Source organism: Microbacterium sp. NPDC077184, assembly GCF_040687055.1.
GTDB lineage: Bacteria > Actinomycetota > Actinomycetes > Actinomycetales > Microbacteriaceae > Microbacterium.
In genome coordinates this window covers 563,538-584,732 of record NZ_JBFBMM010000001.1, presented here as the reverse complement: position 1 = coordinate 584,732, position 21,195 = coordinate 563,538, and the positions used below count along the sequence as shown (strand labels likewise).

General features: G+C 70.5%; 15 protein-coding genes and 1 tRNA gene. 4 read left to right on the top strand and 12 right to left on the bottom strand.

Annotated elements, in window-relative coordinates; all coding sequences use genetic code 11:
- Positions 1-117: 117 nt before the first annotated feature.
- The 3 genes from AB0O93_RS02740 (at position 118) to AB0O93_RS02730 (ending at position 2,600) form a co-directional block, all read left to right on the top strand.
- A complete protein-coding gene (locus AB0O93_RS02740; RefSeq protein WP_363340270.1) occupies positions 118-1,647 on the top strand; it encodes a hypothetical protein in 1,530 nt (509 codons plus the stop codon).
- A gap of 16 nt (positions 1,648-1,663) precedes the next feature.
- A tRNA-Pro gene (locus tag AB0O93_RS02735) sits at positions 1,664-1,737 on the top strand.
- 95 nt (positions 1,738-1,832) lie between these two features.
- Positions 1,833-2,600 carry an HAD-IIB family hydrolase gene (locus AB0O93_RS02730; RefSeq protein ID WP_363340268.1) on the top strand — a complete coding sequence of 256 codons (768 nt, stop codon included), beginning with the start codon at positions 1,833-1,835 and terminating at the stop codon, positions 2,598-2,600.
- A 9-nt stretch (positions 2,601-2,609) separates the two neighbouring features.
- Here the strand turns inward: AB0O93_RS02730 and AB0O93_RS02725 are convergent, their stop codons facing one another.
- From AB0O93_RS02725 to AB0O93_RS02690, 8 genes are all read right to left on the bottom strand, one after another.
- Entirely contained in the window at positions 2,610-3,863 is a 1,254-nt protein-coding gene (locus AB0O93_RS02725; protein WP_363340266.1) for an alpha-hydroxy acid oxidase, read from the bottom strand.
- 32 nt (positions 3,864-3,895) lie between these two features.
- A complete protein-coding gene (locus AB0O93_RS02720; protein WP_363340264.1) occupies positions 3,896-4,612 on the bottom strand; it encodes an FCD domain-containing protein in 717 nt (238 codons plus the stop codon).
- Positions 4,613-4,698: 86 nt separating this feature from the next.
- A complete protein-coding gene (gene galE, locus AB0O93_RS02715) occupies positions 4,699-5,718 on the bottom strand; it encodes a UDP-glucose 4-epimerase GalE (RefSeq protein ID WP_363340262.1) in 1,020 nt (339 codons plus the stop codon).
- Between the two features lie 26 nt (positions 5,719-5,744).
- A complete protein-coding gene (locus AB0O93_RS02710) occupies positions 5,745-6,398 on the bottom strand; it encodes a thymidine kinase (protein ID WP_363340260.1) in 654 nt (217 codons plus the stop codon).
- A gap of 80 nt (positions 6,399-6,478) precedes the next feature.
- Positions 6,479-9,388 carry an immunoglobulin-like domain-containing protein gene (locus tag AB0O93_RS02705; protein ID WP_363340258.1) on the bottom strand — a complete coding sequence of 970 codons (2,910 nt, stop codon included), beginning with the start codon at positions 9,386-9,388 and terminating at the stop codon, positions 6,479-6,481.
- 132 nt (positions 9,389-9,520) lie between these two features.
- A complete protein-coding gene (locus tag AB0O93_RS02700) occupies positions 9,521-10,996 on the bottom strand; it encodes a malate:quinone oxidoreductase (RefSeq protein ID WP_363340986.1) in 1,476 nt (491 codons plus the stop codon).
- A 57-nt stretch (positions 10,997-11,053) separates the two neighbouring features.
- Positions 11,054-12,124: an aspartate-semialdehyde dehydrogenase gene (locus AB0O93_RS02695; protein WP_363340256.1), complete on the bottom strand. Its 1,071-nt coding sequence runs from the start codon at positions 12,122-12,124 to the stop codon at positions 11,054-11,056.
- Between the two features lie 75 nt (positions 12,125-12,199).
- Complete coding sequence (locus AB0O93_RS02690) at positions 12,200-13,486, bottom strand: aspartate kinase (protein WP_363340253.1); 1,287 nt, start codon at positions 13,484-13,486, stop codon at positions 12,200-12,202.
- A gap of 260 nt (positions 13,487-13,746) precedes the next feature.
- Between AB0O93_RS02690 and AB0O93_RS02685 the strand changes: the two genes are divergently transcribed.
- Positions 13,747-15,096 (top strand): threonine/serine exporter family protein, encoded by a 1,350-nt coding sequence (locus AB0O93_RS02685; RefSeq protein ID WP_363340251.1) that lies wholly within the window; start codon positions 13,747-13,749, stop codon positions 15,094-15,096.
- Here AB0O93_RS02685 and recR read toward each other — a convergent pair.
- The 4 genes from recR to AB0O93_RS02665 are packed head-to-tail and all read right to left on the bottom strand — an operon-like array spanning position 15,093 to position 21,109.
- Positions 15,093-15,686, bottom strand: a complete 594-nt coding sequence (gene recR / locus AB0O93_RS02680; RefSeq protein WP_363340249.1) for a recombination mediator RecR — start codon at positions 15,684-15,686, stop codon at positions 15,093-15,095. The two genes, AB0O93_RS02685 and recR, sit on opposite strands and share 4 nt — an antisense overlap.
- Before the next feature lie 2 nt (positions 15,687-15,688).
- Positions 15,689-17,827 carry a DNA polymerase III subunit gamma and tau gene (locus AB0O93_RS02675; protein WP_363340247.1) on the bottom strand — a complete coding sequence of 713 codons (2,139 nt, stop codon included), beginning with the start codon at positions 17,825-17,827 and terminating at the stop codon, positions 15,689-15,691.
- A 40-nt stretch (positions 17,828-17,867) separates the two neighbouring features.
- Entirely contained in the window at positions 17,868-20,381 is a 2,514-nt protein-coding gene (locus AB0O93_RS02670; RefSeq protein ID WP_363340245.1) for a glycosyl hydrolase family 65 protein, read from the bottom strand.
- The gene (locus tag AB0O93_RS02665; RefSeq protein WP_363340243.1) at positions 20,378-21,109 is read right to left on the bottom strand and encodes a beta-phosphoglucomutase family hydrolase; all 732 of its coding nucleotides are present in this window, start codon (positions 21,107-21,109) and stop codon (positions 20,378-20,380) included. Before AB0O93_RS02665 ends, AB0O93_RS02670 begins: the two co-directional genes overlap by 4 nt.
- Positions 21,110-21,195: the final 86 nt, after the last annotated feature.

Genomic DNA, 21,195 nt, shown 5'->3' with positions numbered 1-21,195 from the left:
CCACCCACGGCGACCGGCGCCGCAGCGCGCGGTTATCCCCCGCGACGCTCTCGGAGCGATCGGCGCACGTCCGCGGAGCCCACGATCGGAGCACGAACCGATCGAAAGGCCCCGCCCATGTCCGCCTCTCCGCTCCGGCGTGCGCGCCGCATGCTCGCCCTGAGCATCGCCGCCGTCCTCGCCGCTGCCGCCCTCGTCCTCGCCGCCGCCCCGGCGGCCACCGCCGCGACCCAGGGCGCCGGATTCGGCGCCTGGCAGCCGACCTCGACCCACGGCTGGCACGGGTCGATGCGCGTCGGCGACGTGCACACCTACTGCATCCTGCCCGGGATCCCGCTTCCCACCGGCACCACGAGCGACCACGGCGTGCGCACCGAGGCCGCTGGCCTCAGCCCGCAGCAGCTCACCGGCATCAATCTGCTCGTCACCCGCTACGGCCAGACCGAAGACCCGGTGCAGGCGGCGGCGGTCGGCTGGGCGGTCAAGGCGATCGCCGACTGGGAGACAACCCTTCGCACGTTCGGCTACCGCGGAGACTCGCTCGCCGGGGCGATCGACTGGACCTTCTCGCGCCTCGCACCGGCCCACAATTCCCGCGTGCAGGAGCTCGCGCTCGCGTACTACGCGGAAGGCAGCTCTGTCACGGCCGGCGTCACGGATGCCTCGGGATCGGTGATGTTCCTCCGTGACGACACCGACCCCCTCGGTGGCGCCGTCCGTGTCGACGCCTCGACCCCGGACGCCCGCGGCACCCTGACCCTCACCGGCGCGGTCTTCGCCGACGACGGCGCCACCGAACGCCACGACGTCGTCCCCGGCGAGGAGTACGCGATCACCGTCGCCCCGGCGGCCGAAACCACGCCCGGTCGACCCCTCGACGTGTCGGCCCACGGGCGGTTCCGCGTCGACACCGTCGCGGCGGTCCGCCACTTCACTACCCCGGGCGGTCAGGACACCGCGGGACCCGCCGCGCCGGTCGAGTTCGAGGTGTCCGGACACGACACGACGCGGCATCCGCTGTTCTTCCCGACGATCTCCACGATTGCCGCCGCCTCCGCGCTCCCCGGCGAGAGCTTCGTCGACGATGTGACCGTCGAGGGCGACCTCGTCCACTGGCCGCGCACCGCGGAGGGCGATCGACTACCCGTCCGGGCGCACGCGTCGGTCTACCTCCTGGACGAGGAACCCGGCGAGCCATCACCCGATGTCCCGGAGGGCGCGGTCCTCGCGGGAGAGCTGAGCCTCGAGACCCGAGGGGAGGGACCGGCGCGCGTGGTTTCGAGCTGGACGATGGACACGCCCGGGTGGTACGTCGCGGTGTGGAGCATCACCCGGCAGGCGCAGTCGGCGGAGGTCGCGGCGCACCTCGCCGCCGATGCCGTCTACACGGAGGCGTTCGCCTCGCCGACGCAGATCACCCACGTGGAGAGTCCCCCGCCGCCGATCGAGACGGAGGAACCCGCCATTCCCGACACGCCCGTCGAACCGATCGTGCCGCCGGCGACCGCACAGCTCGCGGAAACCGGGAGCGACCCCCGCGGCCTCCGCGGAATCGCGGGGATCTCGGTGATCCTCCTGACCGCCGGCCTCACCGCAGCCGCCCTGGTGCGCCGTCGCCGGTTCGGAGATGCCGTTTCGATCAGGTAAGCTAGGGGGGTTGCCACGGGGTGTGGCGCAGCTTGGTAGCGCGCGTCGTTCGGGACGACGAGGCCGCAGGTTCAAATCCTGTCACCCCGACATACACTGTCTTCGACAGCAGTGAGGCTCCGACTCCTTCCCCACACGGAAGAGGTCGGAGCCTCACTGCGTATCACGTACCGGACGGAAGCCTCATGACCCTCGCGCCCCGCCTCGTCGCGTTCGACCTCGACGACACCCTCGCTCCCAGCAAGAGCGCCATCGACCCGCGGATCGGCGACCTTCTGGTCGCCCTCGCCGAGCGGGTGGAGGTCGCGATCATCTCCGGCGGCCAGCTCGCCCAGTTCACCGCACAGGTCGTGGACCGTCTCCCCGCGGCCGCGGACGACGTCCTGACCCGCCTGCATCTGCTCCCCACCTGCGGCACGCAGTACTACCGACTGAAGGACGGCGAGGTGGCGACGGTGTACGCGCGCACCCTCACCGACGACCAGAAGGAGCGCGCGCTCCGCGCCGTCGAGGAGCAGGCACGCCGCCTCGGACTGTGGGAGAGCGAGACCTGGGGCGACATCCTCGAGGACCGCGGCTCGCAGATCACATTCTCGGCGCTCGGCCAGAAGGCCCCCGTCGACGCGAAGGCCGCCTGGGACCCGACGGGTGAGAAGAAGAACGCCCTGCGCGCCGCCGTCGCCGACCTCCTCCCCGACCTGGAGGTCCGTTCCGGCGGCTCGACCTCCGTCGACATCACCGAGCGGGGCATCGACAAGTCGTACGGCATGACGCGCCTGTCCGAGCAGACCGGCATCCCGCTCGAGGACATGCTCTTCATCGGCGACCGCCTCGATCCGGACGGCAACGACTATCCGGTCCTCGCGATGGGCGTGTCCTGCCACGCCGTGGAAGGGTGGCAGGACACCGCGGCCTATCTCGAGCAGCTCATCCCGACGCTGCCCGTCCGCTGAGCGGAGGCCTCAGGCCTCCACCGGCGCCGTCGTCCCACGCGGCACGAGACGGGTGAGCTGCGTCACGTGGCGCGGCTCCAGCTCCTCGAGCGAGGACACCCCGAGGAGTGTCATCGTCCGCTCGATCTCGGTGCGCAGGATCTCGATCGTGCGGTCCACCCCCGCACGCCCGCCGGCCATCAGGCCGTAGAGATACGCGCGCCCGATCAGGGTGAACTTTGCCCCGAGGGCGATCGAGGCGACGATGTCGGCGCCGTTCATGATCCCGGTGTCGACCATGACCGTCGCATCCCGTCCGACCTCGCGGACGACCTCCGGGAGCAGGTGGAACGGGATCGGCGCGCGGTCGAGCTGGCGGCCGCCATGGTTGGACAGGACGATGCCGTCCACACCGCGATCGATGAGCCGTCGGGAATCCTCGACGTTCTGCACGCCCTTGACGACGATCTTCCCCGGCCACATCTCGCGGATCACGTCGAGGTCGTCGTAGCTGATCGTCGGGTCCATGGCCGCATTGAGGAGTTCGCCGACGGTGCCGCCCGTCGTCGACAGCGAGGCGAACTCGAGCTTCGGCGTGGTGAGGAAGTCGATCCACCACCAGGGGCGCGGGAGGGCATTGAGGATCGTTCCGACCGTCAGCTGCGGCGGGATCGAGAAGCCGTTCCGCTTGTCGCGCAGGCGCGCGCCCGCGATGGGGGTGTCCACGGTGAACTGCAGCGTGTCGAACCCCGCCTCCGCGGCGCGGCGGACGAGCCCGTAGGAGACCTCGCGGTCGCGCATGACGTAGAGCTGGAACCAGTTGCGCCCGTGGGGATTGGCACGTTTCACATCCTCGATCGAGGTCGTCCCGAGCGTCGACAGCGTGAAGGGGATGCCGGCGGCTCCCGCCGCCCCCGCACCGGCGGACTCGCCCTCCGTCTGCATCAGGCGGGTGAATCCGGTCGGGGCGATGCCGAACGGCAGGGCGCTGCGCCCGCCGAGGATCTCGGTCGAGGTGTCGACGACCGCGGCGGGGCGCAGGATGTCGGGATGGAACTCCACGTCCTGGAACGCCTGCCGGGCTCGGGCGAGCGAGAGCTCCCCTTCGGCGGCGCCGTCGGTGTAGTCGAACGCCGCCTTGGGCGTGCGTCGCTTGGCGATCACGCGCAGGTCGGCGATGGTGAGCGCCGCGTCCAGACGGCGCTTGGTGGCGTTCAGCTCGGGCTTCTTGAACTGCATGAGCTCGAGCAGCTCAGCAGGCTGGGGCAGTTGGCGGCGGACCATGGTCGTTCCTTCGATCGTCGGGGCGGGTGGGGTCACGCGGACGGCCGCGACAGCGCAGCCTGGGCGTAGTACCCGGAGATGTGGTCATGGATCAGGGTGCGGGCGGCGTCGGCGTCGCCGGCGTCGACCGCGGTGAGAATGGCTCGGTGCTCGGCGCGCAGCCGCCGCGCGGCGGCGTCCCAGTCGGCGATGCGCGTTGCGCCCGCCTGCACATAGGATTCGATCGCCGTGCGCAGGCCCGCCATCATCGCGGTGATGACGACGTTCCCGGAGGCTTCGGCCATCGCGAGGTGGAGCTGAGCGTCCAGCGCCAGGAACTCCTCGACGCTCAACGCGGGATCCTCCATCGCGGCGGCCACGGCGTGGGCGGCCGAGGTGTCGGACGAGCCAGCCGCGGCGAGCGCGGTGACGACCGCGGTCTCGAGCACCAGACGGGTGGTCACGACGTCGTCGAGGGGGAATCCCTGCGCCGCCACCTGCAGGCGGAGGAGTGCCGACATCCCCCCGCGGGGGGTGGCGATGATGATCGCGCCGGAACTCGGTCCGGATCCCGTCCCGGTCCGGATGAGCCCCATGACCTCGAGCACCCGGAGCGCTTCGCGCACGCTCGAGCGCCCGACGCCGAGGCTCGAGGCGAGCTCGCGCTCCGGCGGGAGATGGTCTCCGGGCTTCAGGCGCTGCTCCAGCAGGTCGGCCTCGATCGACTCGAGAACGATCTGCCACGCGCGTGCGGGTGACGCAGGCGGCATCCTTGCTCCTCCGTGTTGTGGTCGGACCACAGTACAAGGTGGTCAGACCACAGAGCAAGCCCGCGGGCGAATCCGTGCGCGACGAATCAGGCGGAGGCGAAGCCCCGCGGGTTCTGGGACTGCCAGCGCCATGCGTCGCGTGCGGCATCGTCGATGCCGTACTGCGTCTGCCATCCCAGCACCGTGCGGGCCTTGGCGGGATCGCAGTACGTCGCCGCGACATCCCCCGCGCGACGCGGGAGCACCGCCTTGGGAAGCTCGCGACCGGCGGCCTTCTCGAACGCCGCGATCAGCTGGTAGACGCTGACCGGCGTGCCGGTGCCGAGATTGAACACCTCGTAGCCCGGTTGCGCCTGCTCGAGGGCCGCGACGTGACCGGCGGCGAGGTCGACGATGTGGATGTAGTCGCGCAGGCCCGTGCCGTCCGGGGTGTCGTAGTCGTCGCCGAAGATCCCGACGCGCTCGAGGTCGCCGATGGCCACCCGCTGGACGTAGGGCATGAGGTTGTTGGGGATGCCCGCGGGGTCCTCCCCGATGAGCCCGCTCGGGTGGGCGCCGACCGGGTTGAAGTAGCGCAGCACCGTCACCGCGAGGTCCGGCTGCACGCGGGCGAGGTCTTCGAGGACGACCTCGTTCATGCGCTTGGACTTGCTGTAGGGGTTGGAGAGATCGACGCTCGTGGTCGATTCCTCGGTGAACGGCAGGTCGGCGGGGTCGGAGTACACCGTGCCGGTGCTGGAGAAGAGGAACGAGCGGATGCCGCGCTCGAGGCCGACCCGGAGGAGCGCGAACGTCGTATCGAGGTTGTTGGCATAGTAGTCCAGCGGCTTCTGCGTGGACTCCCCCACCGCCTTGTAGGCGGCCAGATGCACGATGGCGTCGAAGGGTCCGTGGGTGTCGAACACGCCCGCCACGACCGCGTCGTCGGACGCGTCGCCGACCACGAGCGGAGCCGTCTTGCCGGTGATCTGCGCGATCCGGTCCGCGGCGAGCGCGGAGGTGTTGGAGAGATCGTCCAGGAGGACGGCGTCGTGACCGGCGTCGAGAAGGGCGACCGCGGTGTGGGCGCCGACATAGCCGGCTCCGCCGGCGAGGAGAACACGCATACCTCCAGCCTAGCGATGACGCGCGCTCAGCCCAGGTGCCCTCCGGACTCCCGCAGGTAGCAGTCGGCGCACATCGACTCGTAGGTGACACGGTCGGCGGAGAGCTCGTCGATCGCGACCTGGTCGCCGTCGAACACGAAGCGCCCGCCCACGAGGCGGGCGTTGAAGAGCGCCTTGCTGCCGCAGCGGCAGATGGTCTTCAGCTCTTCCAGCGTGTGCGCGAGCTCGAGCAGTCGCCGCGAACCCGGGAACGCCTGCGTCTGGAAGTCGGTGCGGATGCCGTAGGCCAGCGCCGGCACTCCGTCCTCCACGACGATGCGGAGGAGGTCGTCCACCTGCTCGCGCGTGAGGAACTGCGCCTCGTCGATGAGCAGGCACGCCACGTCGGGAGCGGCGCCGGTGGCGGCGGACTCAGGGATGAGGGCATCCTCGAGTCGCGCGCGCACCCGAGCCCTGTGCTCCCGGAAGAGGGCGCGGAGGTCGTCCCCGGGGCGGATGAGGAAGTCCACCGTGCGACTCACCCCGAGGCGGCTGGAGATCTGATCGGCAGCCTTCGTGTCGATCTCCGGCTTCGCGAGGAGCACGTGCTGACCGCGTTCCTCGTAGTTGTAGGCGGCCTGGAGGAGAGCGGTCGACTTGCCGGAGTTCATCGCTCCGTAGCGGAAGTAGAGCTTGGCCACCGGAGAAGTCTATGGTCCGCACGTCGCAGGCCCCCGCCCTCGCCGAAGCGGAGACGGGGGCCTGCGGCCGGATGGGTCTCTCAGCGCGCTGCCGTGCAGGAGAACGCGGCGTAGGACGTCGTAATCGTCTTCCCCTCGACCGTGACGAGGACGTCGCCTGCCGGGATCGCGGCCTGACGCGCGGTGAAGGCGTACGACGCCGCCTTACCGGGCGCGACCGTCACCGTCCGCGACCCGAAGGCCGTGGACACCTGGGCGGTCGCGGCGGCGTCGGAGACGTTGCGCAGCGTCGCGCTGACCAGCACCTTGCCGGCGAGGCAGCGCGTCGCGACGGTGACCTCGATCGGAGCGGACGCGGTGACGGTGACCGTCGCCTCGACCGGCATCCGCGAGGCGTCCTGTGCCACGCCGCGCACGGTGAACGTGCCCGCCTCGGCGTAGTCGGCCGCGTCGACGTCCTCCCACTCGACGACGACCGTCTCGGTGGAGCCGTCGGCCTTGTGCAGCGTCGCCTGCGGCAGGACCGGAGCGGTTCCCGCCTCCGTCTCGACCGCGATGGCGTCGACCGACGCGACGGCGATGTCGGGTGCGTACTCCTCGAGGACCTTCTGATACTCGGCCCGGGTGACCGGGATGATCGTGCCGTGGCGGGGCTTGCCTCCATCGCTGTTCTGCGGCAGGTTCGCCCGCAGCTTCGCCCCCAGCGGCTGCCAGGAGTCGCCGTCGGCGAGGTCGTCGGAACCGAACGGGATGTAGTAGTTCGGACCCCCGTGGTAGGACGGCTGGTCGATGAAGAGGAACCAGTCGAAGCCGTTGACGTCTCCCGGGTTGGACGGGAAGATGCTCGGCCCCTCGCCCTGGTTGTAGGTTCCGCCGGGCTCGCCGTTCGGCAGGCCCGAGGCCACCCGCTCCTTGATGAGCGTCCACTGGTCCGCCGCTCCCGTGGTGCCGGGAAGGCTGCCGGAGACGGATGCCGTGAGGTTGGTCGACTTCTCCAGGCGGATCGTCATGGACGCCTCGTCCTTGGTGAAGCGGTAGTACGTGTCACCGATCTGCGCGACCGTGGAGTCGATCATGCCGAGGCCGTTGCCGCGGCGGACGTTGATCCACGGCTTGGCCTCCGAGAACGTCACGAAGTCGTCGGTCGTGGCGTACATCATCTGGTTGTAGGTGACGTCGGAACGGTCGGCGGGGTTCGCGGTCGGGTACATGTTCGAGGCCCAGAACACCACGTAGGTGTCCAGATCCTCGTCCCAGTACGCCTCGGGCGCCCAGGTGTTGCCGGCGAAGTCGGACGACACCTTCACGTGACGCTGCTCGGACCAGGTCACCAGGTCGTTGGACTCCCACACCTCGATGTGGGTGGACCCGGAGATCTGCGCGGTGCGGAACCCGCCGGGCAGCCCGTCGATCTTCAGATCGGTGGCGAGCATGTAGAACCGGTCGCCCTCGGGCGAGCGGATGATGAACGGGTCGCGCAGGCCCTGCGTTCCCAGCGTCGAGGAGAACAGGGGCTCGCCGTCGTTGAGGGTGTTCCATGCCAGGGCGTCGTTGCCGCGCGAGGCCGCGAGGCTGATCTGCTCGGCTCCGGCGCCCTCGCCGGTGAAGAAGGCCCACACGTACGCCTCGTTCGCGTCGCCCGCGGCAGGCATCGGCTGCACGCGGACGCGGAATTCGCGCGTCGAGGATGTCGATCCCGAGGTCGCGGTCGCCACGAGGACGACCTCGGCAGCGTCCGAGCCGGCTGCGGGGCGTGAGACCTCGACAGTGGCCGCGGTGTCGCGCACTCCGGTCCGGAGCGCGGCGTACGTGTCGCCCTCCGCGACGGTCCAGGCGATCGTCGAGCCGAGCGCACCCCGCGTGGACACCGAGAAGTTGGTGCGGATGTCGTCAGGCTGGGCGATGGACAGCTCCGCGAGGTCGGCGTCGACCTTCTCCTGGTCCGACAGCTCCGCCGGCACTGTCACCGTGTAGGTGCGGGTCAGGGCGTCCGGTCCGGCCCCGAAGGTCGCGGTCAGGGTCACCTGGGCGTCCGACGCGCCGGCGGCAGGACGGGTCACCGTCGCCGTGCCGCCGGAGATCGCCACTGCGGCGTCATCCGACGCCCACGCCACGGCGATGCCGTAGGAGGTGGTCGGGACGGTGAAGTCCGCCTCGGCGCGCTCCGGAACCGACACGGCGGCGACGGCGCGGTCCACGGCCTCGGACTGGTACATCGCGGCGACGTCGGTGGCGCTCATGGCGCTGCCGTACACGGCGAAGTCGTCGACGTCACCGGCCCAGTGCGGGTCGTTGTAGGTCGAGCGGGCGAGGTAGGCCACGACCTGGTTGCCGAAGGAGGACACGTCGCGGGCGATGGCGCTCGTGACGACGGGCTGACCGTTGAGGTAGCTGCGCAGCTGGCCGGAGGTGCCGTCGATGACGGTGGTGTACAGGCTCATGCCCTGCGGGGTCCGTACTCCGGAGTTGGGAGCGGCGGTCGAGCCCGCACCGATCTCCGTCGACCAGGGCGCCCCGGCGTTGACCGCGTTGGTGATGACCGACTTGACGTAGCCGTTGGGGTTGCTGGGGTTCAGCAGCCAGTAGCCGCTGGAGAACGACGCCCCCTGGGCGACCGGGGCCCCGATGAAGGCGGCGGCGACGTTTCCGGGACCGGAGCGGGGTGAGAGCCAGGTGGAGATGGTGAGGTCCTTCTGGCCGACGAGGTCGGCGGTCGGGATCTCGAGATACGCGGACGTCGAGCGCGATCCGCCGGGGAGGCTGAGGATGCCGTCACGCACCTCGCCGCCGCTCTGGCGGAGCATCGCGTCGTTGCCGTTGCCGGAGACGTCGGAGACGACCCCTCCGCTCGCGGCATCGAAGGTGTAGTGGATGATCGGGTCTGATCCGACATCGGCGTGAGCACCGGAGACCGGCACCACGAGCGCGGCGAGGAGCGTACCGGCGGCCGCCAGCATCGATGTCCTCTTCAACCGACGCGTGCGCGTCATCGCGACTTCCTTCCTCACGTCGGCAGCGACGTGGGCGTCTGGGCTTCCGCTGCTGTTAGCGGAAACAATCGGGCGATGAAACTCTGCCAGAGAGGTCACCGCGCCGTCAAGACGTCGGAGCCGAGACGCGCGTCAGGCGCGGAGCGCGAGGGTCTGCGCGGTCTCCTCGAGGACGTCGGCCGCGGCATCCGGTCGAGAGTTCAGCGTCGAGCCATAGCTCGGAATCAGAGCACGCAGCTGCGGCTCCCACTCGGCGATCCGATCCGGGAAGCAGGTCTTCAACAGCCCCAGCATGATCGACACCGCGGTCGAGGCGCCCGGGGAGGCACCCAGAAGCCCGGCGATCGACCCGTCGGCGCCGGTGACGACCTCGGTGCCGAACTGGAGGACACCGATCTTCTTGGGGTCCTTCTTCATCACCTGTGCGCGCTGCCCGGCGTCCAGGAGCTCCCAGTCCTCGTCCCGGGCCGAGGGCATGAAGTCGCGAAGGCTGTCGACCTTCTTGCCGTGGTCCTTCAGAAGCTCGCTGACGAGGTATTTGATGAGACCGGGGTTGTCCACCGCGACCTTCAGCATGGGGAGGATGTTGCCCGCCCGCACCTGGGTGACGATGTCGAGCATCGAGCCGTTCTTCAGGAACTTCGGGCTGAACGTCGCGAAGGGGCCGAAGAGGAGGGAGGCCTTCCCATCGACCACGCGGGTGTCCAGGTGCGGCACCGACATCGGGGGCGCACCGACGGATGCCTGGGAGTAGACCTTCGCCTTGTGCTTGGCGACGAGGTCGGGGTTGTCGGTCTTGAGCCACTGTCCGCCGATGGGGAAGACCCCGTAGCCGGAGATCTCGGGGATGCCGGAACGCTGCAGGAGCTTCAGCGCCCAGCCGCCCGCGCCGACGAAGACGAAGCGCGCACGGATCTCTCCCGGCGTGCGCCCGACCGCACGGCGGTATCCGACACGCCACGTGCCGTCCTTCAGTCGCTTGAGCTTTCGGACCTCGGTGTTGGTGCGCACATCGGCGCCGTTCTCGGCGAGCGCCGCGAACAGCTGGCGGGTGAGCGCGCCGAAGTCGACATCGGTGCCGGCGGGGACGCGGGTCGCCGCGAACGGTTCACCGGCGCGACGCTTGTGCATCAGCAGCGGCGCCCACTGGTTGATGACGCGCGAGTCCTCGGAGTACTCGATGCCGGCGAACAACGGCTCCTTCCTCAGCACCTCGTAGCGCTTGCGGAGGAACGCAACATCCTTCTCCCCCCGGACGAAGGTCATGTGGGGGGTGGCGTTGATGAAGGTGGAGGGTGCGTCGAGCACGCCGTCGTCGACGAGGGAGGACCAGAACTGACGGCTCTGCTGGAACTGCTCGTTGATCGAGATCGCCTTGGCGGGGTCCATGGATCCGTCCGCGCCCTCGGGCATGTAGTTCAGCTCGCAGAGCGCGGCGTGCCCGGTGCCGGCGTTGTTCCACGCGTTGGAGCTCTCCAGGGCGACGTCGTGGAGGCGCTCGAACACGGCGATCTTCCACGTGGGCTGCAGACGCGCCAGCAGGGTGCCGAGCGTCGCGCTCATGATCCCGCCGCCGATCAGCAGGACATCGACCGCACCCGCGGGCAGGGAGCTGTCGTCGGGGTGGGGCAGAGCGTCGGAGGGCGTTTCGGTCACCGTTCGATTCTAGGCGCGCGCGCCGAGCCGTGCCGCGACGACCTCGGCGATCTGCACGGCGTTGAGAGCGGCGCCCTTGCGGAGGTTGTCGTTGGAGATGAACAGCGCCAGCCCGCGTCCCTCGGGGGCTGCCTGGTCGGCGCGGATGCGGCCGACGAAGCTCGGGTCCTTGCCCGCGGCCTGCAGGGGCGTGGGGACGTCCGCCAGGGCGACGCCCGGAGCGTCTGCGAGGAGCTCGCGCGCGCGGTCGGGCGTGATCTCGCGGGAGAACTCCGCGTTGATCGACAGCGAGTGCCCGGTGAAGACCGGAACGCGCACGCAGGTGCCCGACACGCGCAGCTCGGGACGCTCGAGGATCTTCCGGCTCTCGTTGCGGAGCTTCTTCTCCTCGTCGGTCTCCTCCCAGCCGTCGTCGACGATCGACCCGGCGAGCGGGATGACGTCGAAGGCGATCGGGGCCACGTACTTCTCCGGCTGCGGGAAGTCGACCGCGGAGCCGTCGTGGACCAGGCGCAGCGTGTCACCATGGGCCAGCACACCCTCGACCTGCCCGAGGAGCTCCTGCGCCCCGGCGAGACCGGAGCCGGACACCGCCTGGTAGGTGGAGACGACGAGGCGCTCGAGGCCCGCCTCCGCGTCGAGGACCTTCAGCACCGGCATCGCGGCCATCGTGGTGCAGTTCGGGTTGGCGATGATGCCCTTGCGCGCTTCGTCGATCGCGTGGGGGTTGACCTCGCTGACCACGAGGGGGACGTCCGGGTCCATGCGCCAGGCGCTGGAGTTGTCGATGACGACCGCGCCCGCCTCCGCGAACCGCGGCGCGTGCGCCCGGCTCCCGGTGGCCCCGGCGGAGAAGAGGGCGATGTCGATGCCCGCGGGATCCGCGGTGGCGACGTCCTCGATCACGATGGTGTGACCGCGGAAGTCCACGGATGTGCCGGCGGAGCGGGCGGTGGCGAACAGGCGCAGCTCACCCAGCGGGAAGTCGCGCTCGGCGAGGATCTCGCGCATGACGGTGCCGACCTGGCCGGTGGCGCCGACGACGGCGACGGAGAGTCCTGAGTCTGCGATGCGGGTCATGACGGGTACCTCGGGTGTTCTCGGAAGCGAAGCCCACAGCCTATCGACGGCTGCCGGCGGGTGACGGCGGAAGGGTCAGCGGCCGGTGCCGGCGTAGACGGTGGCCTCGCCTTCGCCGTCCAGGCCGTAGGCGGTGTGCACGACGCGTGCCGCCTCGGCGAGGTCGTCGCCGCGCACGACGACGGAGATGCGGATCTCGGATGTCGAGATCATCTCGATGTTGACTCCGGAGACGCTGAGCGCCTCGAAGAGGGTCGCCGAGACCCCGGAGTGGGTGCGCATGCCGGCGCCCACGACCGAGAGCTTGCCGATCTGGTCGTCGTGCACGAGGCTGTCGAACCCGATCTCGGACCGGACCGCGTCGAGCGCCTTCAGCGCCGCCGCCGAGTCCGACTTCGGGAGCGTGAAGGAGATGTCGGTGCGTCCGGTCGCCGCGGCGGAGACATTCTGGACGATCATGTCGACGTTCGCGCCCGATCGCGCGACGACCTTGAAGATCTCCGCGGCCTTGCCGGGGACGTCGGGCACCCCGATGACGGTGATCTTGGCCTGCCCCAGGTCGGTGGCGACCCCGGCGACGATCGGCTCTTCCATCTTCTCTCCCTCTTCCCCGTCGGGGATGCTCATCCCCGCGCCCAGCACGTAGGTCCCGCTGCTGGAGCTGAATGTCGATCGCGCGTGGATGAGCACGCCATGGCGGCGGGCGTACTCCACGGCCCGGATGTAGAGCACCTTCGCGCCGTTCGCGGCGAGCTCCAGCATCTCCTCCGCCGAGACGATCGGCAGCTTGCGCGCCTTCGGCACGACACGCGGGTCGGCAGTGAAGATGCCGTCGACGTCGCTGTAGATCTCGCAGACGTCCGCGTCCAGCGCGGCGGCGAGCGCCACCGCGGTCGTGTCCGAGCCGCCGCGACCGAGCGTGGTGATGTCGCGCGTGTCGCGGTTGAAGCCCTGGAACCCGGCGACGATGACGACGGCGCCCTCGTCGAGCGCCTCGCGCAGGCGGATCGGGGTGACGTCCACGATCCGTGCGGACCCGTGGTCGGCGGTCGTGATCATGCCGGCCTGCGAGCCGGTGAAGGATCGCGCCTCGAAGCCCATGGAGTGGATCGCCATCGCCAGGAGCGCCATCGAGATGCGCTCACCGCTGGACAGCAGCATGTCGAGCTCGCGCGGCGCGGGGATCGGGGCGACCTCCGCGGCCAGTTCGAGCAGCTCGTCGGTGGTGTCGCCCATCGCGCTGACCGCCACGACGACGTCGTGACCGGCGCGGCGGGCGTCGACGATGCGCTTGGCGACCCGCTTGATGCTCTCCGCGTCGGCGACGGAGGAACCGCCGTACTTCTGCACGATCAAGGCCACGGTGTAACTCCTGGGAACGCCGCGAAGCGGCACGGGTACGGGCGGGCGCAGACGGATGCCGCGCCCGACGCTCCATCTTACGGACCCCGCGGATGCGCGATCGGGCATGTGACACCTGCCGCAGGTCGCCGCCCGCGTGCATGACTACCATCGAGGAGGCCCGCCGAGCAGGGGCAGCCGCAGGAAGTGTGGAGGCGATGGAACGACGTCGGCGGAGGGCTCTGCCCTCACTCGGGAACCTCGTGCGATCGACGGGATCGATGTCCGACCTCACCGAGACGATCCCCGTCATCGACGACGCCCTCGCGGTGCGCATCCTCGACCTCGCCGTCCGCATCGGCGAGACGATGCTCGTCACCGGGGCGACGGCGAGCGACGTCACCCTCACGATCGTGCGGGTCGGCAAGACGTACGGGCTCGACCCCGTCCACGTGGACGTCACCTACAACTCGATCACCGCGGCGTATCACCGCAGCGGAGCGCCCCGACCCATCACCATCCTGCGCGTCGTCCGCGGGGCCGTCCCCGACCACGAGAAGCTCCAGCGCCTGCAGGCTCTGGTGACCGAGGTGCGAACCGGTCTCGACCTCGACGCCGCGGTGACGCGGTATCGCGAGATCCGCCGCACCCCGTTCGCCTACCGTCCTCTCATCGTCATCTCCGCGCAGGCGCTGCTCGCCGTGGGCGTGGCGGTGATGTTCGGCGTCACGTGGCTCGTGATCGCCCTGGCGTTCCTCGCCGCCGCGCTGGCCGCCCTCACCCAGCACCTGCTGACGAAAGCGAGTGTGCCGTTCTTCTTCAGTCAGATCGCCGGAGCCTTCGTCCTCACCCTGGTGGCGGCGCTGTCGCCGCTGCTCGAGATGACCAGATGGGAGGCCGCCGAAGGGCTGCGCCCCTCGGTCATCGTCGCCTCGGGGGTGGTGCTCATGCTCGCGGGCCTCACCGTGGTGGGCGCCGCCCAGGACGCGATCGACGGATTCGCGCTGACCGCCACCGGGCGGATACTGGAGCTCACCATCCAGACCCTCGGCGTCGTGGTGGGCATCCTCGCCGGTCTCGAGACCGCACGCCTGCTGGGGCTGGGCGTGGATCCGCCCGATGACGTCCTGCCCTTCGGTCCCGTCCCCCTGCAGTTCTTCGGCGCCGCCCTGATCGCGATCGCGGTCGCGGTCTACAACGGCGCCGGCGTGCGCATCATCGTCGTGAGCGCCTTCCTCAGCCTGGTCGCGTGGTTCGGGTATCTGATCGCCTCCTCCACCGGCCTCGACGTCGCGGCGGCGAGCGGGATCGGCGCATTCCTCGGCAGCTTCGTCGGGATCGTGCTCGCGTACCGTCTGCACGTCCCGTCCGTCGCGATCACGACGGCCGCGATCCTCCCGATGGTTCCGGGGGCGGCGGTCTTCCGGGGTCTGCTCAGCATCGTGGAATCCGGCGGCTCGGCCGAGCTGCTGCTCCAGGGCTTCAGCACGCTCGCCGTCGCGGCGACCGTCGGCATCAGCCTGGCCGTGGGCGCCTCGCTCGGCATCTACATCGGCCAGCCCGTCCGCGAATCGCTGTCGAGCGTCGCCCGGGCGCGCGCGCACGTGCGCGGGTGGCGCAAGCCGGATTAGACCGAGCGGCGTCCCTCGAAGGCCCGCCCGAGCGTGACTTCGTCGGCGTACTCGAGGTCGCCGCCGACGGGAAGACCGGAGGCCAGCCGGGTCACCCGGATCTCCAGCGTGTGCAGCAGCCGCGACAGGTAGGTCGCCGTCGCCTCCCCCTCCAGGTTGGGGTTGGTCGCGAGGATCACTTCCTGCACGGTCCCGTCGGCGAGGCGCTGCATCAGGGGGGCGATGCGCAGATCGTCGGGGCCGATGCCCGCGATCGGGCTGATCGCTCCGCCGAGGACGTGGTACAGCCCGCGGAACTCGCGCGTGCGTTCGATCGCCGCGACGTCCTTGGCGTCCTCGACCACGCAGATGAGGGTCTGATTGCGACGAGGGTCACGGCAGACCGCGCAGCGCGGCTGCTCCGAGACGTTGCCGCAGATGTCGCAGAAGCGCACGCGCTCGCGCACGTCCACGAGGAGCTGGGCGAGATGGGAGACGTCGAACTGCGGCGTCTGGAGGATGTGGAACGCGATGCGCTGCGCCGACTTCGGCCCGATCCCGGGAAGTCGGCCGAATTCGTCGATGAGGTCCTGGACGATGCCCTCGTACATGATCAGCTGAACCTCGTCGGCGGCTCGTAGGGCTCTTCGCGCACGAATGTCGCGCCGAGCACCTGGCGGACCACGGCTTCGCCGTACCGCTCGACGCCGTCGGAGCGCGGCGCGGCCCGGTGCGTCACGGTCGGGGCGGGCGGAACGACCACCGGGGGCACGTCGATGTCGGCGGGCGCGTCGAGGTCGTCCTCTTCCTCGCGGGCGGTCTCGGAGGCCACCGGGTCGGTGTCCGCGGGCACCGACCCCGCGGGGGCGAGGGTGGCCACGCGGGCCGGAGCGCGGGTCGCGGCGACGTCTTCGGGCTCGTCGTCGACGGGGAACTGCGCCGCCGGGATCGAGGCGCTCGGACCGGGATCCGGAGGCGGAGCGTCGTCGTCGGACGGGATCGGCGCCACCGCCCAGTCCGTCACCGGCGCGGCCGATGCCGGCGCGGACGGGGTGTGCGCCCGCGGCCCTCCTCCGCGCGCCGGGCGGTCCGCGTCGCGGCGGACGTCCGGGCCGCCCGCGGGCGCCGGCGTGCCGTCCGGTCGGGGTTTCGGCATGTCGGGTGTCGCGGCGTCGTGGCGGGCGAGGTACTTCACCCGGACGCCGAGGACGGCGAGGATGGCCTGCCGGAGGTCTTCGCTCGGGCCCTTGCCCGCCTGCAGCTGCTTGAACTTCGCCACGTCGCCCGCGCTGGTGAACGACAGGCTGAGCACCTCATCTGCGTACGCCAGCACGGTCGCACCCGCGGCGAGCAGCCAGGACGAACGGCTGATGGTCTCGAGACGGCCGAGGATGTCGGGCCACGCCGCGCGGACGCGCTCCTCGGTCACGGGCCCCGCGGGCGGATCGGGCTCGGGCTCGGGTGCCGGCGGCGCGACCGTGGCGGACGAGTCGCCCGCCGGTGCCGAGGAGGGCGACGGCGACGCGGAGACCGCCTCGACCGCCGGGGGAACGGGGGCCGGGGCGGCCGGCGCGCGCGGCGCCTCGGCCCGCGGTACGGCGGACGCGGATGCCGGAACCGCGGCCGTGGAATCCGTGGGCGCGACGGCCGCGCCGCCGCGGGCGAGGACGCGGGCGACCATGAGCTCGAGCTGCAGCCGCGGCGAGGTGGCACCGGTCATGTCGTCGAGCGTCGCGATCACGAGATCGGCGACCGCCGAGAGGCGGGCCGTCCCGAAGGACCCCGCCTGCTTCGTCATGCGGGCCAGGTCGTCTTCGGACACTCCGCGCAGCACCGCCGCGGCGCCGTCGCCCGTGGCGGCGACCACGATGAGGTCGCGCAGACGCTCGAGGAGGTCGTCGACGAAGCGTCGCGGGTCCTGCCCGGTCTGGACGACGCGGTCGATCGCGGCGAACGCGGCGGCGGCGTCCTGCACCGCGAACGCGTCGACCACCTCGTCGAGGAGTTCTGCGTGGGTGTAGCCGAGGAGGGCCACCGCCCGCGCGTAGGCGACGTGCTCGGCGTCGGACCCCGCGATCAGCTGGTCCAGGAGCGAGAGGGTGTCGCGCGGTGACCCGCCGCCGGCGCGCACGACCAGCGGGAGCACTCCCGGGTCGACCCGCACACCCTCTTGGGCGCAGAGCTCTTCGACGTAGCCGAGCATCGCCGCCGGCGGGACGAGCCGGAACGGGTAGTGGTGCGTCCGGGAGCGGATCGTGCCGATGACCTTCTCGGGCTCGGTCGTGGCGAAGATGAACTTCACGTGATCGGGCGGCTCTTCGACCAGCTTCAGCAGCGCATTGAATCCCTGCGGGGTGACCATGTGCGCCTCGTCGAGGATGAAGATCTTGAACCGGTCGCGGGCGGGTGCGAACACCGCGCGCTCACGGAGGTCGCGCGCGTCGTCGACACCGTTGTGGGAGGCCGCGTCGATCTCGACGACGTCGAGGGATCCGCCGCCGCCGCGACCGAGCTCCACGCAGCTGTCGCATCGGCCGCACGGGGTGTCGGTCGGCCCTTCGGCGCAGTTCAGGCAGCGCGCGAGAATGCGCGCCGACGTCGTCTTGCCGCATCCGCGCGGACCCGAGAAGAGATAGGCGTGCCCGACGCGGTCGCCGCGCAGCGCCGTCATGAGCGGATCGGTCACCTGGGACTGCCCGATCATCTCGCCGAACGCTTCGGGGCGGTAGCGGCGGTAGAGGGCGGTGGTCACCCCCACAGCCTACGGCGTGCCTGCGACATCGCCACCGGGATCAGGCGTCCAGACCCAGGCCGACGTCGTCCGCCGTGTCGATGACCGGGATCGTGCTGGTCACCGTCGGAACGGACGCCGAGAGGATGCTTCCGTCCTCGCGCCGCGCGTCGGCCAGCTCCTTCAGCGACGGGCGCCCCGGGATCACGGGACCCTGGTCCTCGAGCGGCACCACGACCTCGTCGTTCGGACCGATGACGTACCCGACCCCGCGGACGCTGAAGGCGAGCGGATCGCCGGCGCCGGCGCGCAGGCGCAGCGCGTCACGCGTGACGGTGACCTCCAGTCGTGTGCCGTGCCAGTGCAGGGTGAAGGCGAGCTCGGGCCAATCGGCGGGCAGACGCGGATCGAAGGACAGCTCGCCGAAGTGGTCGCGCATGCCGCCGAACCCGCTCACGAGGGCCGTCCACACCCCGCCCGCCGAGGCGACGTGCACCCCGTCCGCGGCGTTGTGGTGGAGGTCGGCGAGGTCGACGAAGATCGACTGCCGGAAGTAGTCCAGCGCGAGGTCCTGGTATCCGACCTCGGCGGCGAGGATCGACTGCACCACCGCCGACAGCGTCGAATCCCCCGTGGTCAGCGGGTCGTAGTACTCGAAGTCGGCCAGCTTGTCCTCGGGCGAGAAGTGGTTGCCCTGGAGGAACAGCGCGAGCACCACGTCGGCCTGCTTGAGGACCTGGTAGCGGTAGATCACGAGCGGGTGGAAGTGCAGCAGGAGCGGACGCTTCTCGGGCGGCGTGTTCTCCAGATCCCAGATCTCGCGCTCGAGGAACACATGGTCCTGCGGGTGGATGCCGAGGGCCGGGCTGAACGGGATGTGCATGGCCTCGGCCGCGCGCTCCCAGTCGTCCTCCTCCCCCGGTTCGAGTCCGAGACGATCGACCATCACGCGGTAGACCTCGCCGTCGCGCTCGGCCATCTCGCGCACGGTGCGCGCGGCGAAGCGGAGGTTGAAGCGCGCCATGACGTTCGTGAACAGGTTGTCGTTGACCACCGTGGTGTACTCGTCGGGTCCGGTGACACCGTGGATGTGGAAGCTCTCCTCACCGGTGTCGTCGCGGCGCCAGAATCCGAGCGTCGTCCACAGCCGCGCGGTTTCCACCGCGATGTCCACGCCCTCGCGGTGCAGGAACTCCTCGTCGCCGGTCGCGCGGACGTACTTCGCCAGGGCGAAGCTCACGTCGGCGTTGATGTGGTACTGCGCGGTGCCGGCGGCGTAATAGGCCGAGGCCTCCTCGCCGTTGATGGTCCGCCAGGGGAAGAGGGCTCCCGCCTCGTTCAGCTGATACGCGCGCTTCCGTGCCGCCGGGAGCATCAGGTAGCGCATGCGCAGCGCGTTCCGAGCCCACTGCGGCGTCGTGTACGCCAGGAACGGGAGGACGTAGATCTCGGTGTCCCAGAAGTAGTGCCCCGAGTACCCGGACCCGGTCATCCCCTTGGCGGGCACTCCCTGACCGTCCGCGCGCGCGGAGGCCTGCGCGAGCTGGAACAGACACCAGCGCGTGGCCTGCTGCAGGTCGTCATGGCCACCGATGCGCACGTCCGAACGCTCCCAGAACGCCGCCATCCAGGCGCGCTGGTCGGCGACGATGCCGTCGATCCCGACCCGCAGCGCACGGTCGATGGTGCGCCGCCCCCGGTCGACGAGCTCGCGCGCCGGCACGCCGCGGGACGTGTGGTACGCCACGAGCTTCGTCACCCGCGTGGGGACACCCGCCTTCGCGAACACCCGGAAGACGTTCTTGGCGATGTCCGGTTCGACGAGGTGCCGCGCTTCGACCTCGTTCTCGGTCTCCACGACGTGATCGGCGACGACGGAGATCGTCATGCCCGACTCGGTCGCCTCGTACGCCAGCGCGGATCGGTCGCCGTCCTGCCAGTACTCCTGCGGCTGCAGGACGCGTTCGCTGATGCGCTCCGCCTTGCGCGGATCGAATCCGGCCTTCTTCGGCGCCGACGGCGTGCCGCCGTAGACGTCCTCGCCGTCCTGACGGTTGATGAGCTGGCTGCTCACCGTCACCGGCGCATCGGCGTTGAGGACCGTGACCTCCACGCTCATCAGCGCCAGATGCTTCTCGTCGAAGGAGATGAGCCGCGTGAAGTCGATCAGCACGTCCTTGCCCGACGGCGTCATCCAGCGGATGCGGCGCGTGAGGATGCCGTCGCGCATGTCGAGGACGCGCTCGTACTCGCGGACGTCGGCCACATCCAGCGAGAGCGGCTCATCGTCGACGTACACCCGCAGCACCTTGGCGTCGGGGGCGTTGATGATCGTCTGGCCGACCTCGGCGAAACCGTACGCCTGCTCGGCGTGGCGGATCGCGAAGGTCTCGTGGAAGCCGTTGATGAACGTCCCGTGCTCCTGCGCGAAGCGTCCCTCGGGGTGGTTGCCCCGCATGCCGAGGTAGCCGTTGCCGAGGGCGAAGAGGGTCTCGGTGACCCCGACGTCGTCGAGGCGGAAGGAGGTCTCGACCAGACGCCAGGGGTCGACGGGGAAGCGATCGCGGTCGATCATGCGACGAACTCCTCGAGATCGGTCACCACGACGTGCGCACCGGCCGCGCGCAGGTCGTCCGCACCCACCCCGCGATCCACGCCCACCACGAGCGCGAATCCGCCGTCGGCGGCCGAGCGGACGCCGCTGATGGCGTCCTCCACAGCGGCGCTGCGGGCGGGATCGACACCCAGCATCCGGGCGGCTTCGAGGAAGACGTCCGGCGCGGGCTTGGACGCCAGGTGGTCGCGCTCGGCGATCACGCCGTCCATCACCACCTCGAACCGGTCGCGGATGCCGGCCGCGGCCAGCACCTCCTCGGCGTTCTTCGAGCTGGAGACCACGGCCACCGGCATCCGCTTCGCCACGAGCTGATCGAGAAGACGAAGGGAGCCGGGGTAGGGCGCGATGCCCTCGGCGCGCAGCACGCGCTCGAAGACGGCGTTCTTGCGGTTGCCGATGCCGCAGACGGTGTCGGCGGTCGGCGGATCGGACGGGTCGCCCCACGGCACTTCGATGTCACGGGAACGCAGGAGCGCCGCGACGCCGTCGTAGCGCTTCTTGCCGTCGAGGTGGTCGAAGTAGTCCCGCTCGGTGTAGGCGGGGCTGATGTCCCACGCCGCGAAGAGCTCTTCGAACATCGTCTGCCATGCGTGCATGTGCACTTCGGCGGTCGGGGTCAGCACACCGTCCAGGTCGAACAGGACGGCGTCGTAGGACAACAGATCGGGCAGGTCGTGGGGGGGCACGGCGACACCTTCGGGCGAGGGGACGGGACAACAACGAGCGGCGCCTCATCAGGCCGTCGATTCAGCGTAATGCCCCCGCCGCCGCG